Origin of the sequence: Pseudomonas brassicacearum (assembly GCF_003732225.1) — a bacterium.
GTDB lineage: Bacteria > Pseudomonadota > Gammaproteobacteria > Pseudomonadales > Pseudomonadaceae > Aquipseudomonas > Aquipseudomonas brassicacearum_E.
The window spans coordinates 1-21,030 of record NZ_MOBJ01000024.1 but is presented as its reverse complement, the minus strand read 5'-3'; the positions used below and the strand labels follow the sequence as shown (position 1 = coordinate 21,030).

Here is a 21,030-nt window from a genome sequence, read left to right as displayed (position 1 = left end):
CTTGCCCGCGATGAATGCGCCACGGTGCACCTGACTGAACGCTGTATTTGTTATTCGAATCTGAGGGTTTTGAAATGTCCACTATGATCCGTCCGGCCTTGAGTCTGCTTGTTCTGATGACCCTGATCACCGGCGTCGCTTATCCCCTGGTGGTAACTGGTGTCGCCCAGCTTGCGTTCCCCGATCAGGCCAATGGCAGCCTGGTGCGTGACACCGATGGCAAGGTGCGCGGCTCGTCCCTGATCGCCCAGGATTTTGTCGGTGATGCATGGTTCCATCCACGGCCATCGGCCGGCGCGTTTGCTACTGTTTCGAGCAGTGCGAGCAACCTGGCTCCGAGTAATCCGGCACTCGCGACCCGGGTGATCGACGACGCCAACAAACTGTTGGTGCCAGGCCAGGGGCCAGTGCCCTTGGCGTTGCTGACCACTTCTGCCAGCGGCCTCGATCCACACTTGCCACCGGCGGCAATTGCCTATCAACTGGCGCGGGTTGCCGCAGCACGCAACCTGCCAATATCGACGGTCGAGCAGTTGATGGAAGCGCACATCGAGCAGCCGCTGGTAGGACCGCCGGTGGTGAATGTGCTGGAACTGAACATCGCGCTGGAAAAACTGTAAGACCGTGCTGCCGCCAATCGCGAGCAAGCTCGCTCCCACAGGTTCATCACCGTCCTTGTGGGAGCGAGCTTGCTCGCGATGACGGTTTTGCAATCACCACCTGAACAACAGACAAACTGAGACTTTCAAGCATGAGCGACTCCGGCCGAGCCGACGCACTGTTAGCTGATTTACCCCGCGATGGTCGTGGCCGGCTCAAGGTTTTTCTCGGTGCCGCCCCCGGAGTTGGCAAGACCTACGCCATGCTGCAAGCCGCCCACACCCAGCTGCGCCAGGGCGTGAAAATCATCGCCGGGGTGGTGGAAACCCACGGTCGGGCGGAAACCGAAGCACTGCTTGGCGGTTTGCCGCAGCAGCCATTGGTGCGCTCGGAATACCGTGGCGTGATGCTCGAGGAAATGGACCTCGATGGCCTGCTCAAGGCCAAGCCGAAACTGGTGCTGGTCGATGAATTGGCCCACAGCAATGCGCCGGGCAGCCGCCATGCCAAGCGCTGGCAGGATATTCAGGAGTTGTTGGCGGCGGGTATCGACGTGTTTACCACGGTCAACGTCCAGCACCTGGAAAGTCTTAACGATCAGGTGCGCGGGATCACTGGCGTTCAGGTGCGCGAAACCCTGCCCGACTGGGTGCTGCAAGAAGCCTACGAACTGCTGCTGATCGACCTGCCGCCGCGCGAGCTGCTCGAGCGACTGCGTGACGGCAAGGTCTATGTGCCCGAGCAGGCGCGGGCAGCGATCGATGCGTTCTTTACCCAAACCAACCTCACGGCACTGCGCGAACTGGCGATGCAAACCGCGGCCGCGCAGGTCGATGATGATCTCAGTCGTGGTTATCGACAGCTGGGCCAGGCGGCGCCGGCCGTGCGCGGTCGCTTGCTGGTGGGGGTCGATGGCGACGCCCAGGCCGAGCGTCTGGTGCGTCACGCCAGTCGGGTCGCGCAACGTCGGCATTTGCCGTGGAGTCTGGTGCATGTGGACAACGGCAGTGTGCGCGACGAGCAATCGCGTTTGCGTCTGCAAAGTGCCCAGCAACTGGCTGAACGGCTGGGTGGCGAGGTGGTATTGCTGCGTGCTGGCGAGGTCGCGAAAACCCTGATTCAACACGCCGCCGAACGCCGTGCCAGTCTGGTGCTGGTTGGGCAGTCGCGTCAGCGTTTGCGTCGTCGACTGTTCGGTGGCGGGTTGGCCTCACGCTTGTTGCGCAATGCCCGGGGACTGGAAATCAACGTCCTCGACAGCGATGAACAACAGCATCAACCCCGTCAGCGTTTGGCGCATTCGTTGGTCTGGTTCGACTATGTGCTGGCGCTGTTGGCGACGATATTGGCCAGCGGTCTGGCCTGGGCGGTGTCGAGTGTCTTGCCGCTGCCGAACATCTCGCTGGTGTTTCTCGCGGCGGTGTTGCTGGTGGCGGTACGCAGCAGCCTGGGGCCGGCATTGGCGTGTGCCGCGTTGTCGTTCCTGACTTACGATTTTCTGTTCATTCCGCCGACCTTTTCTTTTGCAATTCAGCGTGAAGAAGACGTGCTGACGCTGCTGTTTTTCCTGTTGATGGCAGCGCTCACCGGTAACCTCGCTGCGCGTCAGCGGCGACAGTTGGAAGCCTTGCGCGACACTCAGGAAGAAACCAGCGAACTGCTTGACCTGTCGCGCAAACTCACCGCCGCCACCGACCGGCAGGCAGTGATCAGCGCGGCGGCGCAGCACCTGGTCGGCTGGAACGATCTGCAGTTGTGTCTGGTCAACCGTGACGGGCAGGGCGGCTGGAAGGTCGAAACCGGTGGCCCGTTGCAGTTTTCCGAAGCCGAGCGCGCTGCCGCCGACTGGGCCTGGCAGCACGATCAGCCGGCCGGCATGGGCACCGGCACCTTACCGTTCGGTCGTTGGTGGTGGTGGCCGTTGTCGGTCGAAGACGGGCCGCTGGGCTTGCTCGGCGTTTGCCCGAAAGAGGGTCAGCAGCTCAGTGGTCAGCGTCGGCGATTGTTGACGGCGTTGAGTCAGCCACTGGCTCAAGCGCTGGCCCGTGCGCAGTTGGCCGATGACCTTGAGGCGGCGCGTTTGCACGGTGAAACCGAACAGCTGCGCAGCGCTTTGCTGGCCTCGGTGTCCCACGATTTGCGTACACCATTGACGTCCATGCGCGGCAGTATCGACAGCTTGCTGGCGTTGGGTGAGGCGATCCCGCTGGAGGATCGTCGTGAGTTGCTTGAAGGCACCCGTGATGAAGCTGAACGGCTCGATCGCTACATCCAGAACCTGCTGGACATGACGCGCCTGGGCCATGGTGCGTTGAAGCTGGCGCGGGACTGGGTGTCGCCGGCGGATATCGTCGGCAGTTCGCTCAACCGTTTGCGCGCAGTGCTGGCGCCGTTGCAGGTGAGCGTCGATGTGCCGGGCGAGTTGCCATTGCTGTATGTACACGCGGCGTTGATCGAGCAGGCGCTGGTGAATGTGCTGGAAAACGCCGCACGCTTTTCGCCGGCCCATGGCCGTTTGCAACTGAGCGCCGGAGCCACTGACAGCGAGCTGTTTTTTTCCGTGAGCGACGAGGGCCCGGGCATTCCCGAGGACGAACGGGCGAAGATCTTCGACATGTTCTACACCGCCGCCCGTGGTGATCGGGGCGGGCAGGGCACCGGGCTGGGTCTGGCGATCTGTCAGGGCATGGTCGGCGCCCATGGCGGTCGGATCAGCGTCGCTGATGGCATCGAAGGGTGCGGCACCTGCATCACCATCCACTTGCCATTGCAGGAACAGCCGGGGTTTGAAAGTGAAGCCTGACGTTGCCTGCGCTACTCTTTTGCCACCTCTTTTGCCTGATTTGAAACCATGAGCCAGACCGCGACCATTTTGGTCATCGACGATGAACCGCAGATCCGCAAATTCCTGCGCATCAGCCTGGCCTCCCAAGGCTACAAAGTGCTTGAAGCCGGCACCGGCACTGAAGGCCTGGCCCAGGCCGCGCTGAACAAGCCGGACTTGTTGGTGCTTGACCTCGGCCTGCCCGACATGGACGGCCAGCAGGTGCTGCGCGAATTCCGTGAATGGTCGACGGTGCCGGTACTGGTGCTGTCGGTGCGCGCCAGTGAAGGGCAGAAAGTCGAAGCGCTCGATGGTGGCGCCAACGACTACGTGACCAAGCCGTTCGGCATTCAGGAGTTTCTGGCACGGATCCGCGCCTTGTTGCGGCAGGCTCCGGCAGGTGAAGCCCCGGAAGCGGCGCTCAAGTTCGGCCCGTTGACGGTCGATCTGGCGTACCGACGGGTGTTGCTGGACGGTGCCGAAGTGGCACTGACCCGCAAGGAGTACTCGGTACTGGCGCAACTGGCGCGCCACGCCGGGCGGGTCATCACCCAACAGCAACTGCTCAAGGACATCTGGGGTCCAACCCACACCGAAGACAGCCATTACCTGCGGATTGTGGTCGGGCATCTGCGCCAGAAACTGGCGGACGATCCGACCCGGCCGAGGTTTATCCTGACCGAGGCGGGGGTGGGGTATCGGTTGTTGAATGAAGGCAGATTTTAGTTCTGTATTGATTGATCCGGCGCCTTCGCGAGCAAGCTCGCTCCCACAGTGAATCTTCAGTGTTCACACAATTTATGTTCAGCACCGAACCAATGTGGGAGCGAGCTTGCTCGCGAAGAGGCCCGGACAGTCACTCGAGAATCTCCAGATCCTCAATCGCGCTCATTCTCATACCGATCCAGCGTATCCCGGGCAATCTCCCGTCCCAGCGCGATCAGTTCCGGCGCCTTGTAGAACTCGAAAAACCGGCAAACCCGTTTCGGCACGTTGATCACGATGTCCGGTGGATAACCGGCGATCTTGTACTGCGCCAATGACGTTTGCATCACCTCGAAACTCTGGTTGATCAAGTCCAGCAACGAGGCCGGGCCAACGTTGTCGATGATGAATGAGCCAGTGGCGGATTTTGGCGTGCCGTCGGTTTCCGGCGCAGCGGCGGGTTGCTGCGCTTCGGGGTTGGCGGATTCGAGCCAAGGGTTGATTTCGGCGGCTTCACTGCGCAGCAGCGCTTCCTGTTCCAGAAGCAGCAATTGTTCGGCCTGTTTGCGGCGGAACGGCAGGCGTGAACCGAGGGAGTTGATCAAGCTGTTAAAACGGCTCTTGAACGCCGCGGGGCGCTGGATCACCGGCATCTGATAATGCTTTTGGTTAGTCGAGTTGAGGTTGACCGCAATAATCAGGTCGCAATGGCTCGATACCACCGGGACGATCGGCAAAGGGTTGAGCAAGCCGCCGTCGACCAGCATGCGATTGCCTTGCATTACAGGGGTGAACAGGCTGGGAATCGCCGCCGAGGCGCGCATCGCCTGGTGCAGGCAACCTTCCTGGAACCAGATTTCCTGCTGGTTGGTCAGGTCGGTGGCCACGGCTGTGTAGGGAATTCGCAGGTCTTCGATGTTGATCTCGCCAACGATCTTGCGGATCTGCCCGAAAACTTTCTCGCCGCGTATCGCCCCGAGACGAAAGCTCACGTCCACCAAGCGTAGTACATCAAGGTAGTCCAGGCTCTCGATCCAGTCGCGGTAGTCGTTGAGTTTGCCGGCGGCGTAGATGCCACCGACCACGGCACCCATGGAGCAACCGGCGATACAGGCGATGTCATAACCGCGCCGTTCGATTTCTTCGATAACCCCGATATGGGCATAGCCCCGGGCTCCGCCTGAGCCCAGCACCAACGCGACACGCTTTTTCATGACTCGCCCCTTCATCAAACAGGCTTCAACAATGCGCCCAATCAGGGCCGTGCTTCAATCATGCTGACTCAGAGTCGGGTCGTCAGCGTCGCTTTTTCAATACTCAATGGCGGCACATGGGTATTCTTGCGGGCGCTATAGTTTCCATGGCTGGGCCAAGGCACTTTTTGTGGTGTTGGCCGTCTTACCTGCATGATTGTTTTTATACCCTGAGGAGTTATTGATGAAAGCCTGGATCTGTCTGCCATTGATCGTGTTAGTACTAGCCGGTTGCGCGGGTAAAACCGCTTACCGCGACAGTTGCGGTAGTCAACTGGACGCCGCCTGGCATGAGCTGGACATCGCCAAGGCTGAAGGCTTTGCCGGCACCGTGAGTTACTCCAAGGCGCTGTCGCTACTGACCGGGGCCAAGACCCAGCAGCAGTTCGAAGCCTACGAGGGCTGCTCCAAAAAAGCCGAGAAGGCACGTTTCTATATTCGCGAATCCCGCGCGGGGCGTTGAACCAGCACTGACGTAGCGCAATGCCGGTTCCCGGTTTCATGGCCAGCATAGGCTAAAGTTTGCTATCTAATGTTGCTCGTCACGTTGGAGAAAGCGATGTCTGTGTTGGTCGACCGGTTGGTAGCTCAGGTGTTGGGGCTGGAAGTGCGTTTGCTGGCCTGTCAGGCGCGCCTGAACGCCAGCACCGACGCAGAAGCGTTGCATGACTTGCGCACGACGGTTCGCCGTCTGCGCAGCCTGTTGCGGCCATTGCGTGGTTTGCCGGGTGTCGAGCAACTCGAAGCGGCAGCGGCGGGCGTCGGAAACCTGACGACGCCGTTGCGCGACCGTGAGGTTTTGGCGGCGTACTTGCTGGCGCACGGTCAAGCGGACGCGGCCAAGCGTCGAATGGTGCAGATGGCCCAAGCCTATCCGGCCGTGGCCGGTAGCCCGGAACTGGCGCAGCTGTTGATGATACTCGACGCTTTTCCGCGCTTTCTGCGTGCCTCCCAGCGTCAAGACTTGCTCAAAGGCTTGCGTGCACGCATCGAAAAGCGCCTGGCCAAGCAATGGAACGCGCTGGATGTAACACTGCACGATCCTGCACATGACCGCCATCGCCTGCGTCTGCTGATCAAGCGCGTGCGCTATGCGATTGAAGCCTACCCCGAACTGGATCGCCTGCCCGCAGCGGCCATGCCACGCCTCAAGTCGGCACAAGAAGCGCTCGGTGACTGGCACGATTGCTGGCAATGGTTGGCCCGTGCCGAGCATGAGCCCGATTTGCTGCCTTGCATGGCAGTCTGGCGGGTGACCATGGCCAAGGCTGAAGGCCGCGCCGATCGCGTTCTCGACAAGCTCAGCTCTGCTTGTTTCAAACCTTGATGCGGATTGCTTTTCGTAGCAGCTGGCGAAGCCTGCGTTCGGCTGCGCAGCAGTCGCAATCCGGTTGAATGCGGTTTAACAGTTACACCGCGATAACCGAATTTACGACTGCTGCGCAGCCGAACGCAGCCTGCGGCAGCTGCTACGGATCGATATTTGTCGCGGGAGGCGGCCTATCTGTCAGCCTCTTTGGCCGGAATAGGCGCTGTACAGGCGCCGCTGGCTGGTTAACATCCTTCAATCCTTTCCCTGCCTTGAGGTTTTCATGCGCTTTTCCGATTTGCTCGACGCCGTGCGCAGTTCGCCGCATGAGCTGTCTATTCCGGCGGAGTGGGCCCAGGGCCGCGCCAGTTTTGGCGGTCTGGTCGCCGCTTTGCAGTACGAAGCCATGCGCGCGAAAGTCCCGGCGGATCGCCCGGTGCGTTCGTTGGCGATCACCTTTGTCGGCCCGGCCGAACCCGGTGTACCGATCAGTTTTGAAGTGGATGTGTTGCGCGAAGGCAAAGCGGTCAGCCAGGTGCTGGGGCGAGCCGTGCAGAATGGCCAGGTGGTGACCCTCGTTCAGGGCAGCTTTGGCGCTTCCCGTCCTTCTGAGGTCGAGGTGGTGGCCGAGCCGGCACCCGAGATGAAGCACTGGGATGACTGCCAGGAACTGCCTTACATCAAAGGCGTGACCCCCGAGTTCATGCGCCATCTGGCGATGCGCTGGAGTGTCGGCGGATTGCCCTTCACCGGTAATAAATCCCGGGAAATGGGCGGTTGGGTGCGTTTGCGTGGCGACGTCAAGGAACAGCCGGTCACTGAGGCGCACATTCTGGCGCTGGTGGATGCCTGGCCGCCGGCGTTGTTGCCGCACCTGAAGAAACCGGCGGCGGGCAGCACCCTGACCTGGACCATCGAATTCGTTCAGCCGTTGCAGGCGTTGAGCACGCTGGACTGGTGCAAATATCTCGTGGAAATCGAACATGCCCGTGATGGATACGGCCACGCCGCTGCAGCGCTGTGGAGCGCTGAAGGGCAGTTGATTGCGCTGAGCCGGCAGACAGTGACTATTTTCGCGTAAGACCTTTAGCGGTGATGGCGTTTGCGCCAGGCGCGCCACCAGCCGCCGCTGAGGAAAAAGCGCGGGAACGTCAGGAATTGCTCGACCAGCAAGCGCGACACGGCATCTTTGCGATCACTGAACGGCTCGGAAGCTTGCGCCTCCAGGCTGTGACCGTGGCGTTGCAAAGCGAGCGCGGCGAGTAAGCCCACGACGCCGATGGCCACGTTCAGAAAACTCAGGCTGAACACCCCGGAAACGATCAACAGAAAGGCCACGATAAACAGCGGCACGGCAATCAGGTGCAACACCAGATTGGTCGGGTGCTGGTGGTTTTGCGGGTAGGCGCGCCATTGCCAGGCGGGAAGGTTGGGGTGACGTTTGCCCATGTTGGTAATCCTCGATCCATGTTGAACACATGATTGAAGGATAGGTGGGGCAATTGCAGGCGGCGAATCAAGGTTGGCTATCGAAGTGATAGGGGGGCATGGTCAATATTGGTGTTGACTGACCTGGCGCCATCGCGAGCAAGCTCGCTCCCACATTGGGTCTGTGTCGGGCCCAAGTTATAGAGGCACTGAAGATCACCTGTGGGAGCGAGCTTGCTCGCGATGGGGCCCTCAAAGCTTCAACTGCCCGATCGCCTTGCTCAACTCACCGGCCAGCGTCGCCAGTTGATTGCTGGTGGTGGCCGAATCCACCGTTTGCTGCACAGTGTTCACGGTGACGTCACGGATGCTCACCACCGCACGGTTCATCTCTTCTGCGACCTGGCTCTGCTGCTGCGCCGCCACGGCAATCTGTGTATTGCTTTCACGCATCTGCGCCACCGCACCGGTGATTTCTGCCAGCGCAGCGCCAGCTTCTTGAGCCTGTTGCACGCAGTCGTCGGCCTTGAACGAACTTTCCTGCATAAAGTCCACCGCATCCCGTGTACCGGCTTGCAGCGCCGAGATCATGCTGGTGATTTCGTCAGTGGAGGTCTGCACACGCTTGGCCAGATTGCGCACTTCATCGGCGACCACCGCAAAGCCTCGGCCCATTGCCCCGGCGCGCGCGGCTTCGATGGCGGCGTTCAGGGCCAGCAGGTTGGTTTGCTCGGCGATGCTGTGAATCACGCTGACTACGCCGTTGATTTTCTGGCTGTCTTCGGCAAGACGCTGAATCATCTCGGCGGTGTGCTGCACCCCGGTGGAAAGCCCGGCGATGGACTTTTGTACCCGGCTAACGACTTCCTGACCACTGCCGGCGAGGGTGTCGGCGGTTTGCGAGAGGTCGCGAGTGGCGCCGGCATGTTGAGCGATGTGATAGACCGTTGCCGACATCTCATTGATCGCCGTGGCGGCCTGATCGGTTTCGCTTTGCTGACCGAGCATGCCGTGGCGTACGTCGTTCATGCTGGCGGCCAGACGCGCCGCGCCGACGTCCAGTTGGCGGGCAGTATTGGCCACGGTGTTGACCACGCGCTGGTAGCCTGCCTGCATGGCATTGAACGCGCTGGCCATCTGGCCAACCTCATCGGTGCAAGACAGCGGCACGCGAGCGGACAGGTCGCCGGTTTTTTCGACGTGGAGCATCACATCCTTGAGGGTGTTGAGCTGGGCGAGCAGAAAACGAATCAACAGTTGCGAGGCGCCGAGCATCGCCAGCATCAGGATGAATACGGCTGCCGCGTAGTTGGCGAATCGTTCGCCGAACACCTGGCTCAGGCTCGGGCCATAGGCCAGAACGGCAATCTGCTCGCCGTTGGCACGCGATAGCACCTCGGCACCCATCAACGGGTTCTCACCCAACAGCGGCATGTCATTGATTTCGACCCAGCCATTGGCATCGCGCAATTCGGGCAGTGGCTGTTGGTTCAGAGTGGGTGTCTGGCCTTTGCTGAAGCTCAGAAAATGCCCGGCTTCAGGCAAGGTCTGGCCGACCGGCCAGTTGCTGATCAGCCGCGCTTGAGCGACGGCCGACTGCTGTGAAGCCTGGCTGCGCGCTTGTTGCTCCAGTTGCACGGCATACAGCACCAGCAGCAGGGTGGTGACGAAGGCGACCGCGTTGACCGCCCAGAATTTGTATTTCAGCGAAATGTTGCTAAGCCAGGCACCCATGGAGGTCTTCTCTGATAGCGGAAACAGTTTTGGCAAGGTGCCAGCATTGTGCCGCTATTCAGCGAAGGAACTTTTGATGTGGATCAATAAGCCCCCGCCACTTCAATGTGGGAGCGAGCTTGCTCGCGATGACTGTGGAGCATTCAGCGCAGCGCTGACTGTCAGATCGCAATCGCGAGCAAGCTCGCTCCCACAAGGGATCTGTGTTTATCGGGTGATCGACGGCAACCCGAAAAACGCTCGCGCACACGCGGTGCTGTGAGCCGCTACGTCTTCCAGGCTTTCGCCGCGATGTAACGCCACTTCACGCAGCACTTCGGTCAGATACGCCGGTTCATTGCGCCCGTTCTTTGGCTTGGGCCGCAGGCTGCGGGGTAACAGATAGGGGGCGTCGCTTTCGAGCATCAAGCGCCCACGCGGGATCTCGCGGACCAGCGGGTGCAAGTGAGTGCCGCGGCGTTCGTCACAGATCCAGCCCGTGATGCCAATATGCAGGTCGAGGTCCAGGTAGCTGAACAGCGCCCGCTGCTCACCCGTGAAGCAATGCACCACGGCGGCCGGCAACTGGTCGCGGAAGTCACGCAGGATTTCCAGCAGGCGCTGGCTGGCGTCGCGCTCATGGAGGAACACCGGCAGTTGCAACTCGACCGCCATTGCCAAATGCTCTTCGAGCACCTTTTCCTGTTGCGGACGGGGCGAGAAATCGCGATTGAAATCCAGTCCGCATTCGCCGACCGCACGCACGTTGGGTTCTTTAAGCAAACTGCGCAAGCGCTGAGCGCTATCGGCATTCCAGTCACTGGCTGAATGCGGGTGAATACCGGCGGTGGAGAACAATCGCTGCCCGGTTTCGTCCAGTTGCTGGCACAGTTCCAGGGCCTGTTCGCTGCCCTCGACACTGGTACCGGTCAACACCAATTGGCAGACGCCAGCGGCATAGGCACGGTCAAGTACCGCCTGGTGTTTGTCAGCGAAACTGGGGTTGGTCAGGTTGACGCCGATGTCGATGAGTTGCATGGTGTGACCCTAGCCTTTGGCCGGAAAGCATACCAGAGCTGTAGATTTATAATAAAAATCAAGAACTACAAAGAGTTAAAGCTGTCTTTTGATGCCGGAAGAGAGCTTCGACAAGCCCATTGGCTGTCGTGGCTGCAATCTTTCGCACTATGCCAGCGCTCCAGGCGCTCTGTTTCTGTCGACCCACTGCTCGAAATATCGAGACGTTGGACAGTATTCTTTCCGGAGAACGGATGACGCGACTCCAGGTTTTGCTCGTGCTGTGTTTGTCGATGCTGCTGCCGATGCCGGCGGTTGCGCGGTTGGCGGGTCCCGTGGAAGCCGTCCCGTCGGGCAAGGTCCGCGATCTGGCGGAAATTCGCGGCAGCCGCGTGCTGCGGGTGCTGGTCAATCAGAGCCGCAACAGCTCCGGTGAGGTCCAGGGTCAGACCATTGGTGTCGAATACCATCGCCTGCGAGCCTTCGAGCAGTACCTCAACGGCCATGCCCGTGACGGCCAGAAAATCTCCCTCAAGATCATTCCCAAAGCCAAGGATCAATTGCTCGGCGCGTTACAGCGCGGAGAGGGTGACCTGGTAGCACCGGGGGAGTTGCTGGATGCGCAGTCCGCTTACGCCGTCAGTACCAGCGAGCCGATTGTCAGTAACGTGCCGTTATTGCTGGTAGGAATCAAGGGCGAGCGCCGCTACACCCGTCTCGAACAACTCTCCGGCAAAACCCTGGCGCTGCCCACCGGTAGCGCAGCCGGTGAAGCGATCAACCAGATCAATCAGAAGCTCGCATTGCACAAACTGCCACCGGTCAAGGTCGAGTGGGTCGACCCGAGCCTGGCGGTCGAAGATGTGCTGGAGATGGTGCAGGGCGGGATTTTTCACCTGACCATTGTCGAGCAACCGATCGCCGAGCGTTGGGGCAAGATCCTGCCCAAGCTGCGCTTCGACCGGCAGGTGGTCATCAGCGAGCCGGGCAAGGAGTACTGGTTCGTGCGTCGCGACGCATCGATGTTGCGAGCGAGCATTGATCGCTTCCTGCAAGCCTATAAAACCCCATCCGATCAGGATGTGGCTTTCTTGCGTATTTACCGACGCTTGTACCAGGTTCACTACCCGCTGGCCCGGGCCGACCGTCAGCGTCTGGAAAAGCTGCGCCCGGTCCTGCAAAAGCACGCCCGCGAGCAGGGCATGGACTGGTTGAATCTGGCGGCACTGGCGTTCAAGGAATCGGCGCTTGAGCCAGGCACCCGCAGCGGCAGTGGCCCGACCGGGTTGATGCAAATTACCCCGTCGGCGGCGCAGCGTGTCGGGGTCAATAACATTCAATCGGTGGACAGCAATGTGCAGGCCGGGGCCAAGTACCTGGCGTTGATCCGTCGCAAGTTTTTCGCCAGCCCCAAGCTTAATGAGCGTGAACGCATGGCTTTCGTTCTGGCGGCCTACAACATCGGGCCGGAACGTGTTCAGGGGATGCGTGCCGAGGCCAAGCGTCGTGGCCTGAACCCCAATCAGTGGTTTTTCCAGGTCGAGCGCATTGCCATGGAGCAGGTGGGAATGGGTCCTGTCAGCTATGTTAATAGTGTGAACAAATACTTTTTGGCATATGACCGGGAACGGGAGTCGTTGGAGCCGCAGGGGCAGAAAGTTGCCTCTCGTAAATGATCGACTAAGCTGATTGTTATGGTGGGTTTTTTGCGCTTTTAACATGAAGTTTACTGATTAATATAGCGACCAACCCATACGCACTCCCTCACAATGGATGACACAGCATGAGCACTCTGATCAACAAGGTACTGTCCACCCGCGCTGGCTACGGCTTGACCGTTCTGCGGATCTTCGTCGGCGTCATCTTCGCTGCCCACGGCTCACAGAAACTCTTCGGCATGTTCGGCGGTTACGGCATTGCCGGTACTGCGCAGTACATGGAAAGCATTGGCCTGGCGCCGGGTCACCTGATGGCGATCCTGGCGGGTGGTACCGAGTTCTTCGCAGGTCTGGCGCTGATCATCGGCCTGCTGGTACGCCCGGCAGCGCTGGGGCTGACCTTCCTCTCGCTGGTCGCTATTTTCTCGGTGCACATTCACAACGGTCTGTTCCTGGCCAACAACGGTTATGAGTTCGCCCTGGCCTTGCTCGGCGGTAGCATCGCCGTATTGATCGAAGGCGCCGGCAAGCTGTCGGCAGACCGCGCCATCACCGGCTGACCGTTCAGGCTCAACGAAAAGGCCCGCATTTTGCGTAATGCAGTCAGTTAAGGCGCTACACGATCCGTAGCAGCTGGCGAAGCCTGCGTTCGGCTGCGAAGCAGTCGTAAAATCAGACTCCACGTTTTTCAGGTTAACCGTGGCGGCAGGATTTACGGCCGCTGCGCAGCCGAACGCAGGCTTCGCCAGCTGCTACGGGGTATGTGTCTAGCCTGAAATCCCTTAACTGACTGGCATTACCCGCATTGTGCGGGCCTTTTTTTTTTGTTGCGCGAGATTCTTGACACTGTCCTGTCGGCTTCTCTAGGATGTTTGCCATGCGCCGATTTAAACAGCTACTTGCGGGGCGCCAGGTGACTCATTCAGTTGCCGATAGAAGCTTGAAACAGGCTTCGAAATACCGCTAAAGCGCTGGTTCGGTGTTGCCTCTCACCTGCCATGCAGACTTTTGAGGCAGAGACACGACACAATGAATGCACTACGCCCCCCAGTACGTCCCGCGCCGATCACGGCACACCTCACCCAGCGCAATCCAAAAATCCTCCTTGGCGGTAATCATCAGCCGTCGCTGCTGCGTTATCTGGACGGCTGGCCACGTCGTACCGGCGGCCCGGCAGCGTTCCTGATCCAGTTTGTCGAGGACGGAGAATCGCTGGCGCGTTTTGCCAGCGACAGTTTTGATCTGGCCGTGATCCAGTCGCCCAGCACCGAAAACGCGGCCGAAGTGATCAAGCAACTGACGCGCGTTGCTCGTCAAGGGTTGATTACCCGTCGCTGAGGCTCAGCCGAGGTTCAGGGATAGTCGATTGCGACGATATACACGAACTGCTCGCCGGTAGGCGTCTGGACCCGGACTTCGGCGTCCAGCGCTTTGCCGATCAAGGCCCGTGCCAACGGTGAGTCGATGCTGATCAGGCCTAGTTTGAGGTCAAGCTCATCCGGGCCGACGATGCGATAGCGCGACTCTTTGCCGTGTTCATCTTCGATGGTTACCCAGGCCCCAAAATAGACCTTGTTCGGATCACTGGGTTTTTCGCTGACCACCTTGAGCGCTTCCAGCCGTTTGGTGAGAAACCGCACGCGGCTGTCGATCTCGCGCAGCATCTTTTTGCCATAGGTGTACTCGGCGTTTTCGGAGCGGTCGCCCTGCGCAGCAGCCTCGCTGACCGATTGGGTCACCTGGGGGCGGCGTACATGCCAGAGTTCATGGAACTCGGCACGCATCCGTGCTTCGCCCTCGGGAGTGATGAGGGCGGTGCCGGCGGTGCGAGGAGGGCGATAGCGGCTCATTGCAGTTTCTTTTGGTTAGGAAGTGTCGAGTCTATCAACCCTCGCGCAAGACTGTCAGTGGGCTGGCATTCAGCGCCCGACGAGTGCCGAACACGCCTGCACCGCCGATCAGCAACGCACCAATCACCGGGAGCCACAGCAGCCACGGATGCGGATGCCAGGCCAGATCGAACGCATAGCGGTAAAGCACCAGGCTCACCAGCTCCGAGCCAAGTGCGGCGAGCAAACCGCTGACCGCGCCGAGCAAGCCGAACTCGATCCGCCGGGCCTTGACCAACAACTGCCGTTCGGCACCCAGCGCACGCAGCAGCGCACCTTGGCGAATGCGCTCATCGAGCGTCGCCTGCAAGCCGGAAAACAGTACCGCCATGCCGGCCGCGAGCACGAACAACAACACGTACTCGACTGCCAGGGTGACTTGCTCAAGGATACTGCGCAGCTGCGCGAGCAAAGCTTCGACCTGCAGAATGGTCACCGCCGGGAAGGCTCGCGACAGATCGATGATCTGTTGGTCGTGACCGGCCGCCAGGTAAAAACTGGTCAGGTACGTGGCTGGCAGGTCTTTCAAGGTGCCGGGCTGGAAGATCATGAAGAAGTTCGGCTGGAAGTTGTCCCAGTTGATCTTGCGCAGGCTGGTGACCTGCGCCTCGCGGTTGATCCCGCCGACGGTGAAGACCAGATGGTCGCCGAGCTTGAGTTTCAGGCTCTCGGCCACTTTGCCTTCCACCGAAACGCCGGGTACGTCACCAGTCGGTTGTGCCGACCACCAGCTGCCGGCCGTGATGCTGTTGCCCGCGGGCAGGTCGGCAGCCCAGGTCAGGCTCAGATCGCGCTGGATGGCCCGATCGCCTTCAGTGTCCTTGCTGACGATGCCCTGAACCGGTTCGCCGTTGATGCTGATCAGCCGCCCCGGCACCACCGGGTACAGCGGCGCGGATTGAGCCGACAGTTCAATCAGGCGATCGGTGAAGGCCTGTTTGTCAGCGGGCAAAATATTCAGTGCGAAGTAGTTGGGGGCGTTTTTGGGCAGCTGGTTCTGCCAGGTGTCCAGCAACTCACCGCGCAGCAGGGCGATCAGCGCCATCGACAATAGAATCAAACCGAAGGCCAGCGATTGTCCCGCCGCCGCCAATGGGTGACGCAGCAATTGGCCCAGACCCAGGCGCCAGGGCAAGGACGCACGGGCCAGCAGGCGCCGCAGGCTGTTGAGTACCAGCAGCAACAGGCCGCCGAGGACCAGTGCCGCGATGACACCGCCACCGAGCAGGGCGAAGGTCAGCAGCAGGTCCAGGCTCAAGCGCCACATGATCAGCCCCAAGGCTGCCAGTGCGGTGCCATAGACCATCCAGGTGCTTGAAGGGATCGGCAGTATGTCGCGGCGCAGTACCCGCAGCGGTGGCACGCGACCCAGTGCGGCCAGTGGCGGCAGGGCGAATCCGGCGAGGGCGACCAGTCCGGTGCCAATCCCGGCGACTGCCGGCAGCAGTCCTCCTGGCGGTACATCGGAGGGCAGCAATTCACCGAGCAAAGCGAACAACCCCAGCTGCGCGAGCCAGCCGAGCAGGGCGCCGCTGAGGCTGGCCAGCAGGCCGAGCACCGTCAGTTGCACGCTGAACAACAGCAGGGTTTCCTGGCGCGACAAACCGAGGCAGCGCAGTAGCGCACTGGCGTCGAAGCGGCGGGTGGCGAAACGGGTTGCCGAGAGCGCCACGGCGACGCCGGACAGTAGAACGGCGACCAGACTGGCCATGTTCAAGTAGCGTTCGGCTTTGCCCAGGGCACCGCCGATTTGCCGGTTGCCGTCACGGGCGTCCTGTAGCCGCTGGTTGGCGGCCAGCCCCGGCTTGATCAGTTGCCGATAGGTTTCCAGGGCCTCCGCGCTGCCGCGCCAGAGTTCGTGGTAACTGACCCGGCTGCCGGGCTGGACTACGCCGGTGGCCGTCAGGTCGGCGAGATTGATCATCACCCGGGGCGTGAGGCTGTAGAAATTGCCGGCGCGATCCGGTTCATAGGTCAGTACGCGCGTCAGGTGCAGGGTTTTCATGCCGACGTCGATGCTGTCACCGACCTTCAGGTTCAGCGCCGTCAGCAAGCGCGCCTCGGCCCAGGCTTCGCCCGGTTTCGGACTTCCTCCGGTCACTTCGGGGGCGAACGGAGCGGGCGCGCTTTTAAGCTGGCCGCGCAGCGGATAGACCCCATCGACGGCTTTGATGCTCGACAGCTGAATGCCGCTGTCGGTGGCAATGACACTGGAAAATTCCACCACTTGAGCGTGTTGCAGCCCGAGTTCCTTGCCGGATTGTATTTGTTCCGGGCGGGCGGGCGAGCTGCCTTCCAGCAATACGTCAGCCCCGAGGAATTCGGTGGCGCGCAGCAGCATGGCACCGTTCAGGCGAGCACCGAAGTAGCCGATGGCGGTACTCGCCGCCACGGCCACCAGCAGGGCGAAGAACAACACCCGCAGCTCTCCGGCGCGGGCGTCGCGCAGCAATTGGCGAATGGCGAGGCTGAACAGGCGAAACAGCGGCAAACGTGCCATCAAGGCTCCAGAGGGGCGACGACCAACAGGCCGGCTTCAAGGCGGATCAAGCGGTGGCAGCGGTGTGCCAGGCGTTCGTCGTGGGTAACCAGGACGAGTGTTGTGCCGCTTTCCTTATTGAGTTCGAAGAGCAAATCGCTGATGTGCTCACCGGTGTGCGTGTCGAGGTTGCCGGTGGGCTCATCGGCAAACAGCACATCGGGTTCGGCGGCAAATGCCCGGGCGATGGCTACGCGCTGCTGCTCGCCGCCAGAGAGCTGACGGGGTGAATGGCTCAGGCGCTGGCCCAGGCCAACGCGGCGCAGCAATTCGGTGGCGCGTTCGCGGGCATCTTTGCGACCGTCCAGTTCGAGCGGCAACATGACATTTTCCAGGGCGTTAAGACTGTCGAGCAGTTGGAACGACTGGAATACAAAGCCGACATGTTCGGCGCGGATTCGCGCGCGCTGGTCCTCATCCAGATGACTCAGGGCTTGCCCGGCAAGGGTGACTTCGCCGCTGCTGGGCAGGTCGAGCCCGGCCAGCAAACCGAGCAGGGTGGATTTGCCGGAACCGGAACTGCCGACGATGGCCAGGCTGTCGCCCTTGTTCAGTTCCAGGCTGAGTTCGTGCAGGATGGTCAGTTCACCTTCCGCGCTGGGAACCACTTTGCTAAGGTTCCGCGCAGTGAGAATGCTTGCGCCCATGGAGAGTCCGATGCGTGTGTGGTTTTTGAGTGCTGGCCTGGCCTTGATGTGCATGGCCCAGAACGCAGCGGCGGGTACAGTCCTGATCGTTGGCGATAGTATCAGCGCAGCTTTCGGCCTGGATACCCGGCAAGGGTGGGTGTCGTTGCTTGAGCAGCGCCTCAAGCACGAAGGTTTCACCGAGACCGTGGTTAACGCGTCCATCAGTGGCGATACCAGTGCAGGCGGTCAGGCACGCCTGCCGGCGCTGCTTGCAGAGCATAAGCCTGAGCTGGTGATCCTCGAGCTGGGAGGCAACGACGGGCTGCGTGGATTGCTCCCAACGCAATTGCAACAAAATCTTGCGTCGATGATCGACAACGCCAGGGCCAGCGGTGCCAAGGTGCTGCTGCTGGGTATGCAACTGCCACCCAATTATGGGGTGCGCTACACCGAGGCGTTTGCGAAGGTTTACAGCGATCTGGCCGACGAGAAAAAAATCCCGCTGGTGCCGTTTTTTCTGCAGGGAATCGGCGGAAATCCCGAGCTGATGCAGGCCGATGGCATTCACCCGGCCGTCGCCGCCCAGGGCAAGTTGCTGGAAAATGTCTGGCCTACGCTAAAACCGCTGCTATGACGCTTTTCTAGCGGCAGTCTTTCGGCTAATGTGGCGCCCCCCTGATTTGGAGCCCCCGATGCCGCGTCCTGCCTGGTCCCTGTTCGCCTACCAACTGATCGAGCCTGACGAACAGCTGGATCTGTTCGCCTGCCAGGAAGTCCGGGTGCATCTGGTGACGCGTCAACTGGAATTGGGCGGCTCGGCCGACCGTACCTTGTGCGGCACCTTGCTGCCGGCGCAACCGCGCTGGTCAAGCGTCGACCGGAGGGTGTTCCAGGACCAGCGACTGTGCTCGCTGTGCCGGGCGATTCTCGAGTCGCAGAAGCGCGGTACATCGCCGATCTGGCCTGAGTTGCGCTTCGAGCTCTAATCTAAAGGTCGAAAGATCGCAGCCTTCGGCAGCTCCTACAGGGCATCCATCGACCCGGCTCCCCGAATCCGGGGGCGTCGGTGTACAATCTCGCTCCCAAACCCTCTGTTGATCATACGAAGGATGTTCCGGATGTTGCCGCGTTTTCCTGCCGTCACCCGCTGCTTGTCTCTTGCCGCCTTGTGTGTGGCGGGTCCCGTTGCAGCGTTGGAGTTGCCTTTACCGCCGCCGGGCGAAGATATCGTCGGCCAGGTGCAAACAGTCAAAGCCAAGTACGAAGACACCTTTGCCGATCTGGGCACCACCTACGATCTGGGCTACCTGGAAATGGTCGCCGCCAACCCGGGTGTCGATCCGTGGTTGCCAGGTGCAGGCACCGAAATCGTACTGCCAACGCGCTTCATCCTGCCGCCTGGCCCGCGTGAAGGCATCGTGATCAACCTGGCCGAGTATCGCCTCTACTACTACCCCAAAGGCCGGAACGTGGTGTACACCTTCCCGCTGGGTATCGGTCGTGAAGGCTGGGGCTCGCCAATCGCTCACACCAGCATCACTGCCAAAACACCGAACCCGACCTGGACCCCTCCAGCTTCGATCAAGGCCGAACACGCCGCCGATGGCGATCCATTGCCAAACGTCGTGCCAGCCGGTCCAGACAACCCTCTGGGGCCGTTCAAGTTCACGTTGGGCACTCCGGGCTACCTGATTCACGGTTCGAACAAGAAGTTCGGCATCGGCATGCGTACCAGCCATGGCTGCTTCCGCATGTTCAACAACAACGTGCTGGAAATGGCCGGCATGGTGCCGGTGGGAACGTCGGTGCGGATCCTCAACGACCCGTACAAGTTCGGCATGAGTGGCGGCAAGGTTTACCTGGAAGCGCATACGCCGCTGGATGACAACGGCAGCCCGTCGGTGGTCGACAAGCACACTGCGGTGATCAACGCGATGCTCAAGCGTGAGGACATCACCAACAACCTGCGCATGAACTGGGATGTGGTGCGCGACGTGGTCGCCGCTGAAGATGGTCTGCCGGTGGAAATCGCCGTGCCGAATACCTCCGTACCCGTGGCGTCGAACACGCCGATCGACCTGCAGTAATCGCTTCAAACAACCCGCCGAGGCTTCGCAGCATCGGCGGGTTTTTTATTGCCTTCAGCAAAGCCCGGGCAATAAAAAGCCGACCCAAAAATGGGTCGGCTTGATAACAATCCCGAAGGACTATTACTTGCGGCTAGCTTTGTCCAGCATGCGCAGAGCACGCTCGTTAGCTTCGTCAGCAGTCTGTTGTGCTTTTTGAGCAGCAGCCAGAGCTTCATCAGCTTTACGATAGGCTTCGTCTGCACGAGCCTGGGAGCGAGCTGCTGCGTCTTCAGTAGCAGTCAGACGTGCTTCGGTTTCTTTCGATACGCTGCTGCAACCGGTAGCCAGAACTGCGGCCAGGGCCAGAGCAGAGAATTTCAGAACGTTATTCATCGTGTTCCCCTTCAAGGACTTTCTATTAAGTAGCTGTCTCCTCAGAGTGAGGAAATAGCCGGCGTACATACTACCCATTACTTGTAGTAAGTAAACTGACGTAGCGCAAGAAGCAAAAAAATTGTAGGCGCGGAATCTTTTTCGAGCAACTTTTAATCGCACTGTATAGAAAGTATGCGGCTGGGAAGCCCGTCCTGAGCGATCCTCTTGTAAAGCTGGCTGACGCTTGGGGCTGTTTCACGCTCTAGAGCTAAAGTCGCTCTATATCGATTCGTCTACACTTTTGTTCAGAATTTGCGGAGCGGCTCACGCCTCTTTGCGCATGTAGAGGTGACTTTAACAAGCCGTGCTCGTCTTAAGTCTCAACATCCGGCAATGTTCAGGCTATCGACCAGGGGCGATGTTTGGTCGAGCCGCCGCTACGTGCCCTGCGCTGAACCACCGCAATCGACGTGATGACGAGCGCGCCTTGAGCATTTCCGCCTTTGGTGCCTACTATTTGATACGTGTCCGGTTGCGCGAGATCGGTGCAGTTCTTCTCGGTGTCCAAGCTGGCACGGGGTGGCGTAGAGGTTCCTTCGCCGGGAAAACATCGGTAAGGTAGGGGTCAATTCAAGACCCGCGAGGAGTAGTGATGAGCGAGGCGTTGTCCATCCACCATGACCAGGCTGGTCATCAGTTCGAGACCAATGTGGACGGTCATCGTGCCTACCTGACCTATATGGATCTGGGGAAACAGACCCTGGATATCTATCGTACCTTCGTGCCCAATGCGCTGCGTGGTCGCGGCATTGCTGCGGCATTGACCGAGCAGGCGCTGCAGTACGCTGAGGAAATGGGCTACACAGTTATTCCGTCGTGTTCCTACGTGGAGCGTTACATGGAGCGCCACCAACGGCACGCCGCGAAGCTCTGATCAGGGTCACCGAATAAAAAAACGCCGGGCTAAGCCCGTAATGCTGTTCACTTAAGCATTTGAGTCCACGCCGGGCTTCCTAGAAAAT

At 60.3% G+C, this 21,030-nt stretch carries 21 protein-coding genes; 13 read left to right on the top strand and 8 right to left on the bottom strand.

Annotation, left to right across the window (positions count from 1 at the left end; genetic code table 11):
* Nucleotides 1–74: 74 nt before the first annotated feature.
* The 3 genes from kdpC (at nucleotide 75) to BK659_RS24255 (ending at nucleotide 4,150) form a co-directional block, all read left to right on the top strand.
* Nucleotides 75–620, top strand: coding sequence for a potassium-transporting ATPase subunit KdpC (gene kdpC, locus BK659_RS24265; protein ID WP_123427813.1), 546 nt, complete (start codon nucleotides 75–77; stop codon nucleotides 618–620).
* A gap of 131 nt (nucleotides 621–751) precedes the next feature.
* The gene (locus tag BK659_RS24260) at nucleotides 752–3,403 is read left to right on the top strand and encodes a sensor histidine kinase (RefSeq protein WP_123427811.1); all 2,652 of its coding nucleotides are present in this window, start codon (nucleotides 752–754) and stop codon (nucleotides 3,401–3,403) included.
* A 48-nt stretch (nucleotides 3,404–3,451) separates the two neighbouring features.
* Nucleotides 3,452–4,150 carry a response regulator gene (locus BK659_RS24255; RefSeq protein ID WP_123427809.1) on the top strand — a complete coding sequence of 233 codons (699 nt, stop codon included), beginning with the start codon at nucleotides 3,452–3,454 and terminating at the stop codon, nucleotides 4,148–4,150.
* A 152-nt stretch (nucleotides 4,151–4,302) separates the two neighbouring features.
* On the opposite strand, the gene BK659_RS24250 is transcribed toward BK659_RS24255, so the two are convergent.
* Nucleotides 4,303–5,343, bottom strand: coding sequence for a patatin-like phospholipase family protein (locus tag BK659_RS24250; RefSeq protein ID WP_123427807.1), 1,041 nt, complete (start codon nucleotides 5,341–5,343; stop codon nucleotides 4,303–4,305).
* A 223-nt stretch (nucleotides 5,344–5,566) separates the two neighbouring features.
* On the opposite strand from BK659_RS24250, the gene BK659_RS24245 reads away from it, so the two are divergent.
* From BK659_RS24245 to BK659_RS24235, 3 genes are all read left to right on the top strand, one after another.
* Nucleotides 5,567–5,845 (top strand): hypothetical protein, encoded by a 279-nt coding sequence (locus BK659_RS24245; protein WP_123427805.1) that lies wholly within the window; start codon nucleotides 5,567–5,569, stop codon nucleotides 5,843–5,845.
* Between the two features lie 96 nt (nucleotides 5,846–5,941).
* Nucleotides 5,942–6,709 (top strand): CHAD domain-containing protein, encoded by a 768-nt coding sequence (locus tag BK659_RS24240; protein ID WP_123427803.1) that lies wholly within the window; start codon nucleotides 5,942–5,944, stop codon nucleotides 6,707–6,709.
* A gap of 265 nt (nucleotides 6,710–6,974) precedes the next feature.
* A complete protein-coding gene (locus BK659_RS24235) occupies nucleotides 6,975–7,772 on the top strand; it encodes an acyl-CoA thioesterase (RefSeq protein ID WP_123427801.1) in 798 nt (265 codons plus the stop codon).
* A gap of 5 nt (nucleotides 7,773–7,777) precedes the next feature.
* Here the strand turns inward: BK659_RS24235 and BK659_RS24230 are convergent, their stop codons facing one another.
* The 3 genes from BK659_RS24230 to BK659_RS24220 all read right to left on the bottom strand — a co-directional run bounded on the left by BK659_RS24230 (nucleotide 7,778) and on the right by BK659_RS24220 (nucleotide 10,870).
* Nucleotides 7,778–8,140 (bottom strand): Mpo1-like protein, encoded by a 363-nt coding sequence (locus BK659_RS24230; protein WP_123427800.1) that lies wholly within the window; start codon nucleotides 8,138–8,140, stop codon nucleotides 7,778–7,780.
* 231 nt (nucleotides 8,141–8,371) lie between these two features.
* On the bottom strand, nucleotides 8,372–9,853 hold the full coding sequence (locus BK659_RS24225; RefSeq protein ID WP_123427798.1) for a methyl-accepting chemotaxis protein: 1,482 nt from the start codon (nucleotides 9,851–9,853) through the stop codon (nucleotides 8,372–8,374).
* A gap of 207 nt (nucleotides 9,854–10,060) precedes the next feature.
* Entirely contained in the window at nucleotides 10,061–10,870 is an 810-nt protein-coding gene (locus BK659_RS24220; RefSeq protein WP_123427796.1) for a TatD family hydrolase, read from the bottom strand.
* A 233-nt stretch (nucleotides 10,871–11,103) separates the two neighbouring features.
* On the opposite strand from BK659_RS24220, the gene BK659_RS24215 reads away from it, so the two are divergent.
* The 3 genes from BK659_RS24215 to BK659_RS24205 all read left to right on the top strand — a co-directional run bounded on the left by BK659_RS24215 (nucleotide 11,104) and on the right by BK659_RS24205 (nucleotide 13,845).
* Nucleotides 11,104–12,525 carry an MltF family protein gene (locus BK659_RS24215; protein ID WP_123427794.1) on the top strand — a complete coding sequence of 474 codons (1,422 nt, stop codon included), beginning with the start codon at nucleotides 11,104–11,106 and terminating at the stop codon, nucleotides 12,523–12,525.
* A 107-nt stretch (nucleotides 12,526–12,632) separates the two neighbouring features.
* Nucleotides 12,633–13,067, top strand: a complete 435-nt coding sequence (locus BK659_RS24210; protein ID WP_123427792.1) for a DoxX family protein — start codon at nucleotides 12,633–12,635, stop codon at nucleotides 13,065–13,067.
* Between the two features lie 469 nt (nucleotides 13,068–13,536).
* Nucleotides 13,537–13,845, top strand: a complete 309-nt coding sequence (locus BK659_RS24205; RefSeq protein WP_123427790.1) for a class I SAM-dependent methyltransferase — start codon at nucleotides 13,537–13,539, stop codon at nucleotides 13,843–13,845.
* A 14-nt stretch (nucleotides 13,846–13,859) separates the two neighbouring features.
* Here BK659_RS24205 and greB read toward each other — a convergent pair whose 3' ends face one another.
* From greB to BK659_RS24190, 3 genes are read right to left on the bottom strand one after another with little or no spacing between them, the layout of a single operon-like run.
* Complete coding sequence (gene greB / locus BK659_RS24200) at nucleotides 13,860–14,357, bottom strand: transcription elongation factor GreB (protein ID WP_019692939.1); 498 nt, start codon at nucleotides 14,355–14,357, stop codon at nucleotides 13,860–13,862.
* Between the two features lie 34 nt (nucleotides 14,358–14,391).
* Nucleotides 14,392–16,896, bottom strand: a complete 2,505-nt coding sequence (locus BK659_RS24195; protein ID WP_123427789.1) for an ABC transporter permease — start codon at nucleotides 16,894–16,896, stop codon at nucleotides 14,392–14,394.
* Entirely contained in the window at nucleotides 16,896–17,582 is a 687-nt protein-coding gene (locus tag BK659_RS24190; protein ID WP_123427787.1) for an ABC transporter ATP-binding protein, read from the bottom strand. Before BK659_RS24190 ends, BK659_RS24195 begins: the two co-directional genes overlap by 1 nt.
* Nucleotides 17,583–17,592: 10 nt before the next feature.
* Between BK659_RS24190 and BK659_RS24185 the strand changes: the two genes are divergently transcribed.
* The 3 genes from BK659_RS24185 to BK659_RS24175 all read left to right on the top strand — a co-directional run bounded on the left by BK659_RS24185 (nucleotide 17,593) and on the right by BK659_RS24175 (nucleotide 19,651).
* The gene (locus BK659_RS24185) at nucleotides 17,593–18,198 is read left to right on the top strand and encodes an arylesterase (protein WP_123427785.1); all 606 of its coding nucleotides are present in this window, start codon (nucleotides 17,593–17,595) and stop codon (nucleotides 18,196–18,198) included.
* Between the two features lie 58 nt (nucleotides 18,199–18,256).
* On the top strand, nucleotides 18,257–18,550 hold the full coding sequence (locus BK659_RS24180; RefSeq protein WP_027620143.1) for a hypothetical protein: 294 nt from the start codon (nucleotides 18,257–18,259) through the stop codon (nucleotides 18,548–18,550).
* A 132-nt stretch (nucleotides 18,551–18,682) separates the two neighbouring features.
* Nucleotides 18,683–19,651, top strand: a complete 969-nt coding sequence (locus tag BK659_RS24175; protein WP_123427782.1) for a L,D-transpeptidase family protein — start codon at nucleotides 18,683–18,685, stop codon at nucleotides 19,649–19,651.
* Nucleotides 19,652–19,774: 123 nt separating this feature from the next.
* Here the strand turns inward: BK659_RS24175 and oprI are convergent, their stop codons facing one another.
* Complete coding sequence (gene oprI, locus BK659_RS24170; protein ID WP_002553018.1) at nucleotides 19,775–20,026, bottom strand: outer membrane lipoprotei OprI; 252 nt, start codon at nucleotides 20,024–20,026, stop codon at nucleotides 19,775–19,777.
* A 634-nt stretch (nucleotides 20,027–20,660) separates the two neighbouring features.
* On the opposite strand from oprI, the gene BK659_RS24165 reads away from it, so the two are divergent.
* Complete coding sequence (locus BK659_RS24165; protein WP_019692933.1) at nucleotides 20,661–20,942, top strand: GNAT family N-acetyltransferase; 282 nt, start codon at nucleotides 20,661–20,663, stop codon at nucleotides 20,940–20,942.
* The last annotated feature ends 88 nt before the right edge of the window (nucleotides 20,943–21,030 follow it).

What these genes read in the sequence shown, in the direction of transcription:
- BK659_RS24210 (WP_123427792.1), top strand. Translation starts at nt 12,633, where the DNA reads ATGAGCACTCTGATCAACAAGGTACTGTCCACCCGCGCTGGCTACGGC.
- BK659_RS24230 (WP_123427800.1), bottom strand. Translation starts at nt 8,140, where the DNA reads ATGGGCAAACGTCACCCCAACCTTCCCGCCTGGCAATGGCGCGCCTAC.
- BK659_RS24255 (WP_123427809.1), top strand. Translation starts at nt 3,452, where the DNA reads ATGAGCCAGACCGCGACCATTTTGGTCATCGACGATGAACCGCAGATC.
- BK659_RS24235 (WP_123427801.1), top strand. Translation starts at nt 6,975, where the DNA reads ATGCGCTTTTCCGATTTGCTCGACGCCGTGCGCAGTTCGCCGCATGAG.
- oprI (WP_002553018.1), bottom strand. Translation starts at nt 20,026, where the DNA reads ATGAATAACGTTCTGAAATTCTCTGCTCTGGCCCTGGCCGCAGTTCTG.
- greB (WP_019692939.1), bottom strand. Translation starts at nt 14,357, where the DNA reads ATGAGCCGCTATCGCCCTCCTCGCACCGCCGGCACCGCCCTCATCACT.
- BK659_RS24175 (WP_123427782.1), top strand. Translation starts at nt 18,683, where the DNA reads ATGTTGCCGCGTTTTCCTGCCGTCACCCGCTGCTTGTCTCTTGCCGCC.
- BK659_RS24190 (WP_123427787.1), bottom strand. Translation starts at nt 17,582, where the DNA reads ATGGGCGCAAGCATTCTCACTGCGCGGAACCTTAGCAAAGTGGTTCCC.
- BK659_RS24205 (WP_123427790.1), top strand. Translation starts at nt 13,537, where the DNA reads ATGAATGCACTACGCCCCCCAGTACGTCCCGCGCCGATCACGGCACAC.
- BK659_RS24185 (WP_123427785.1), top strand. Translation starts at nt 17,593, where the DNA reads ATGCGTGTGTGGTTTTTGAGTGCTGGCCTGGCCTTGATGTGCATGGCC.
- BK659_RS24215 (WP_123427794.1), top strand. Translation starts at nt 11,104, where the DNA reads ATGACGCGACTCCAGGTTTTGCTCGTGCTGTGTTTGTCGATGCTGCTG.
- kdpC (WP_123427813.1), top strand. Translation starts at nt 75, where the DNA reads ATGTCCACTATGATCCGTCCGGCCTTGAGTCTGCTTGTTCTGATGACC.
- BK659_RS24220 (WP_123427796.1), bottom strand. Translation starts at nt 10,870, where the DNA reads ATGCAACTCATCGACATCGGCGTCAACCTGACCAACCCCAGTTTCGCT.
- BK659_RS24180 (WP_027620143.1), top strand. Translation starts at nt 18,257, where the DNA reads ATGCCGCGTCCTGCCTGGTCCCTGTTCGCCTACCAACTGATCGAGCCT.
- BK659_RS24250 (WP_123427807.1), bottom strand. Translation starts at nt 5,343, where the DNA reads ATGAAAAAGCGTGTCGCGTTGGTGCTGGGCTCAGGCGGAGCCCGGGGC.
- BK659_RS24225 (WP_123427798.1), bottom strand. Translation starts at nt 9,853, where the DNA reads ATGGGTGCCTGGCTTAGCAACATTTCGCTGAAATACAAATTCTGGGCG.
- BK659_RS24165 (WP_019692933.1), top strand. Translation starts at nt 20,661, where the DNA reads ATGAGCGAGGCGTTGTCCATCCACCATGACCAGGCTGGTCATCAGTTC.
- BK659_RS24245 (WP_123427805.1), top strand. Translation starts at nt 5,567, where the DNA reads ATGAAAGCCTGGATCTGTCTGCCATTGATCGTGTTAGTACTAGCCGGT.
- BK659_RS24240 (WP_123427803.1), top strand. Translation starts at nt 5,942, where the DNA reads ATGTCTGTGTTGGTCGACCGGTTGGTAGCTCAGGTGTTGGGGCTGGAA.
- BK659_RS24195 (WP_123427789.1), bottom strand. Translation starts at nt 16,896, where the DNA reads ATGGCACGTTTGCCGCTGTTTCGCCTGTTCAGCCTCGCCATTCGCCAA.
- BK659_RS24260 (WP_123427811.1), top strand. Translation starts at nt 752, where the DNA reads ATGAGCGACTCCGGCCGAGCCGACGCACTGTTAGCTGATTTACCCCGC.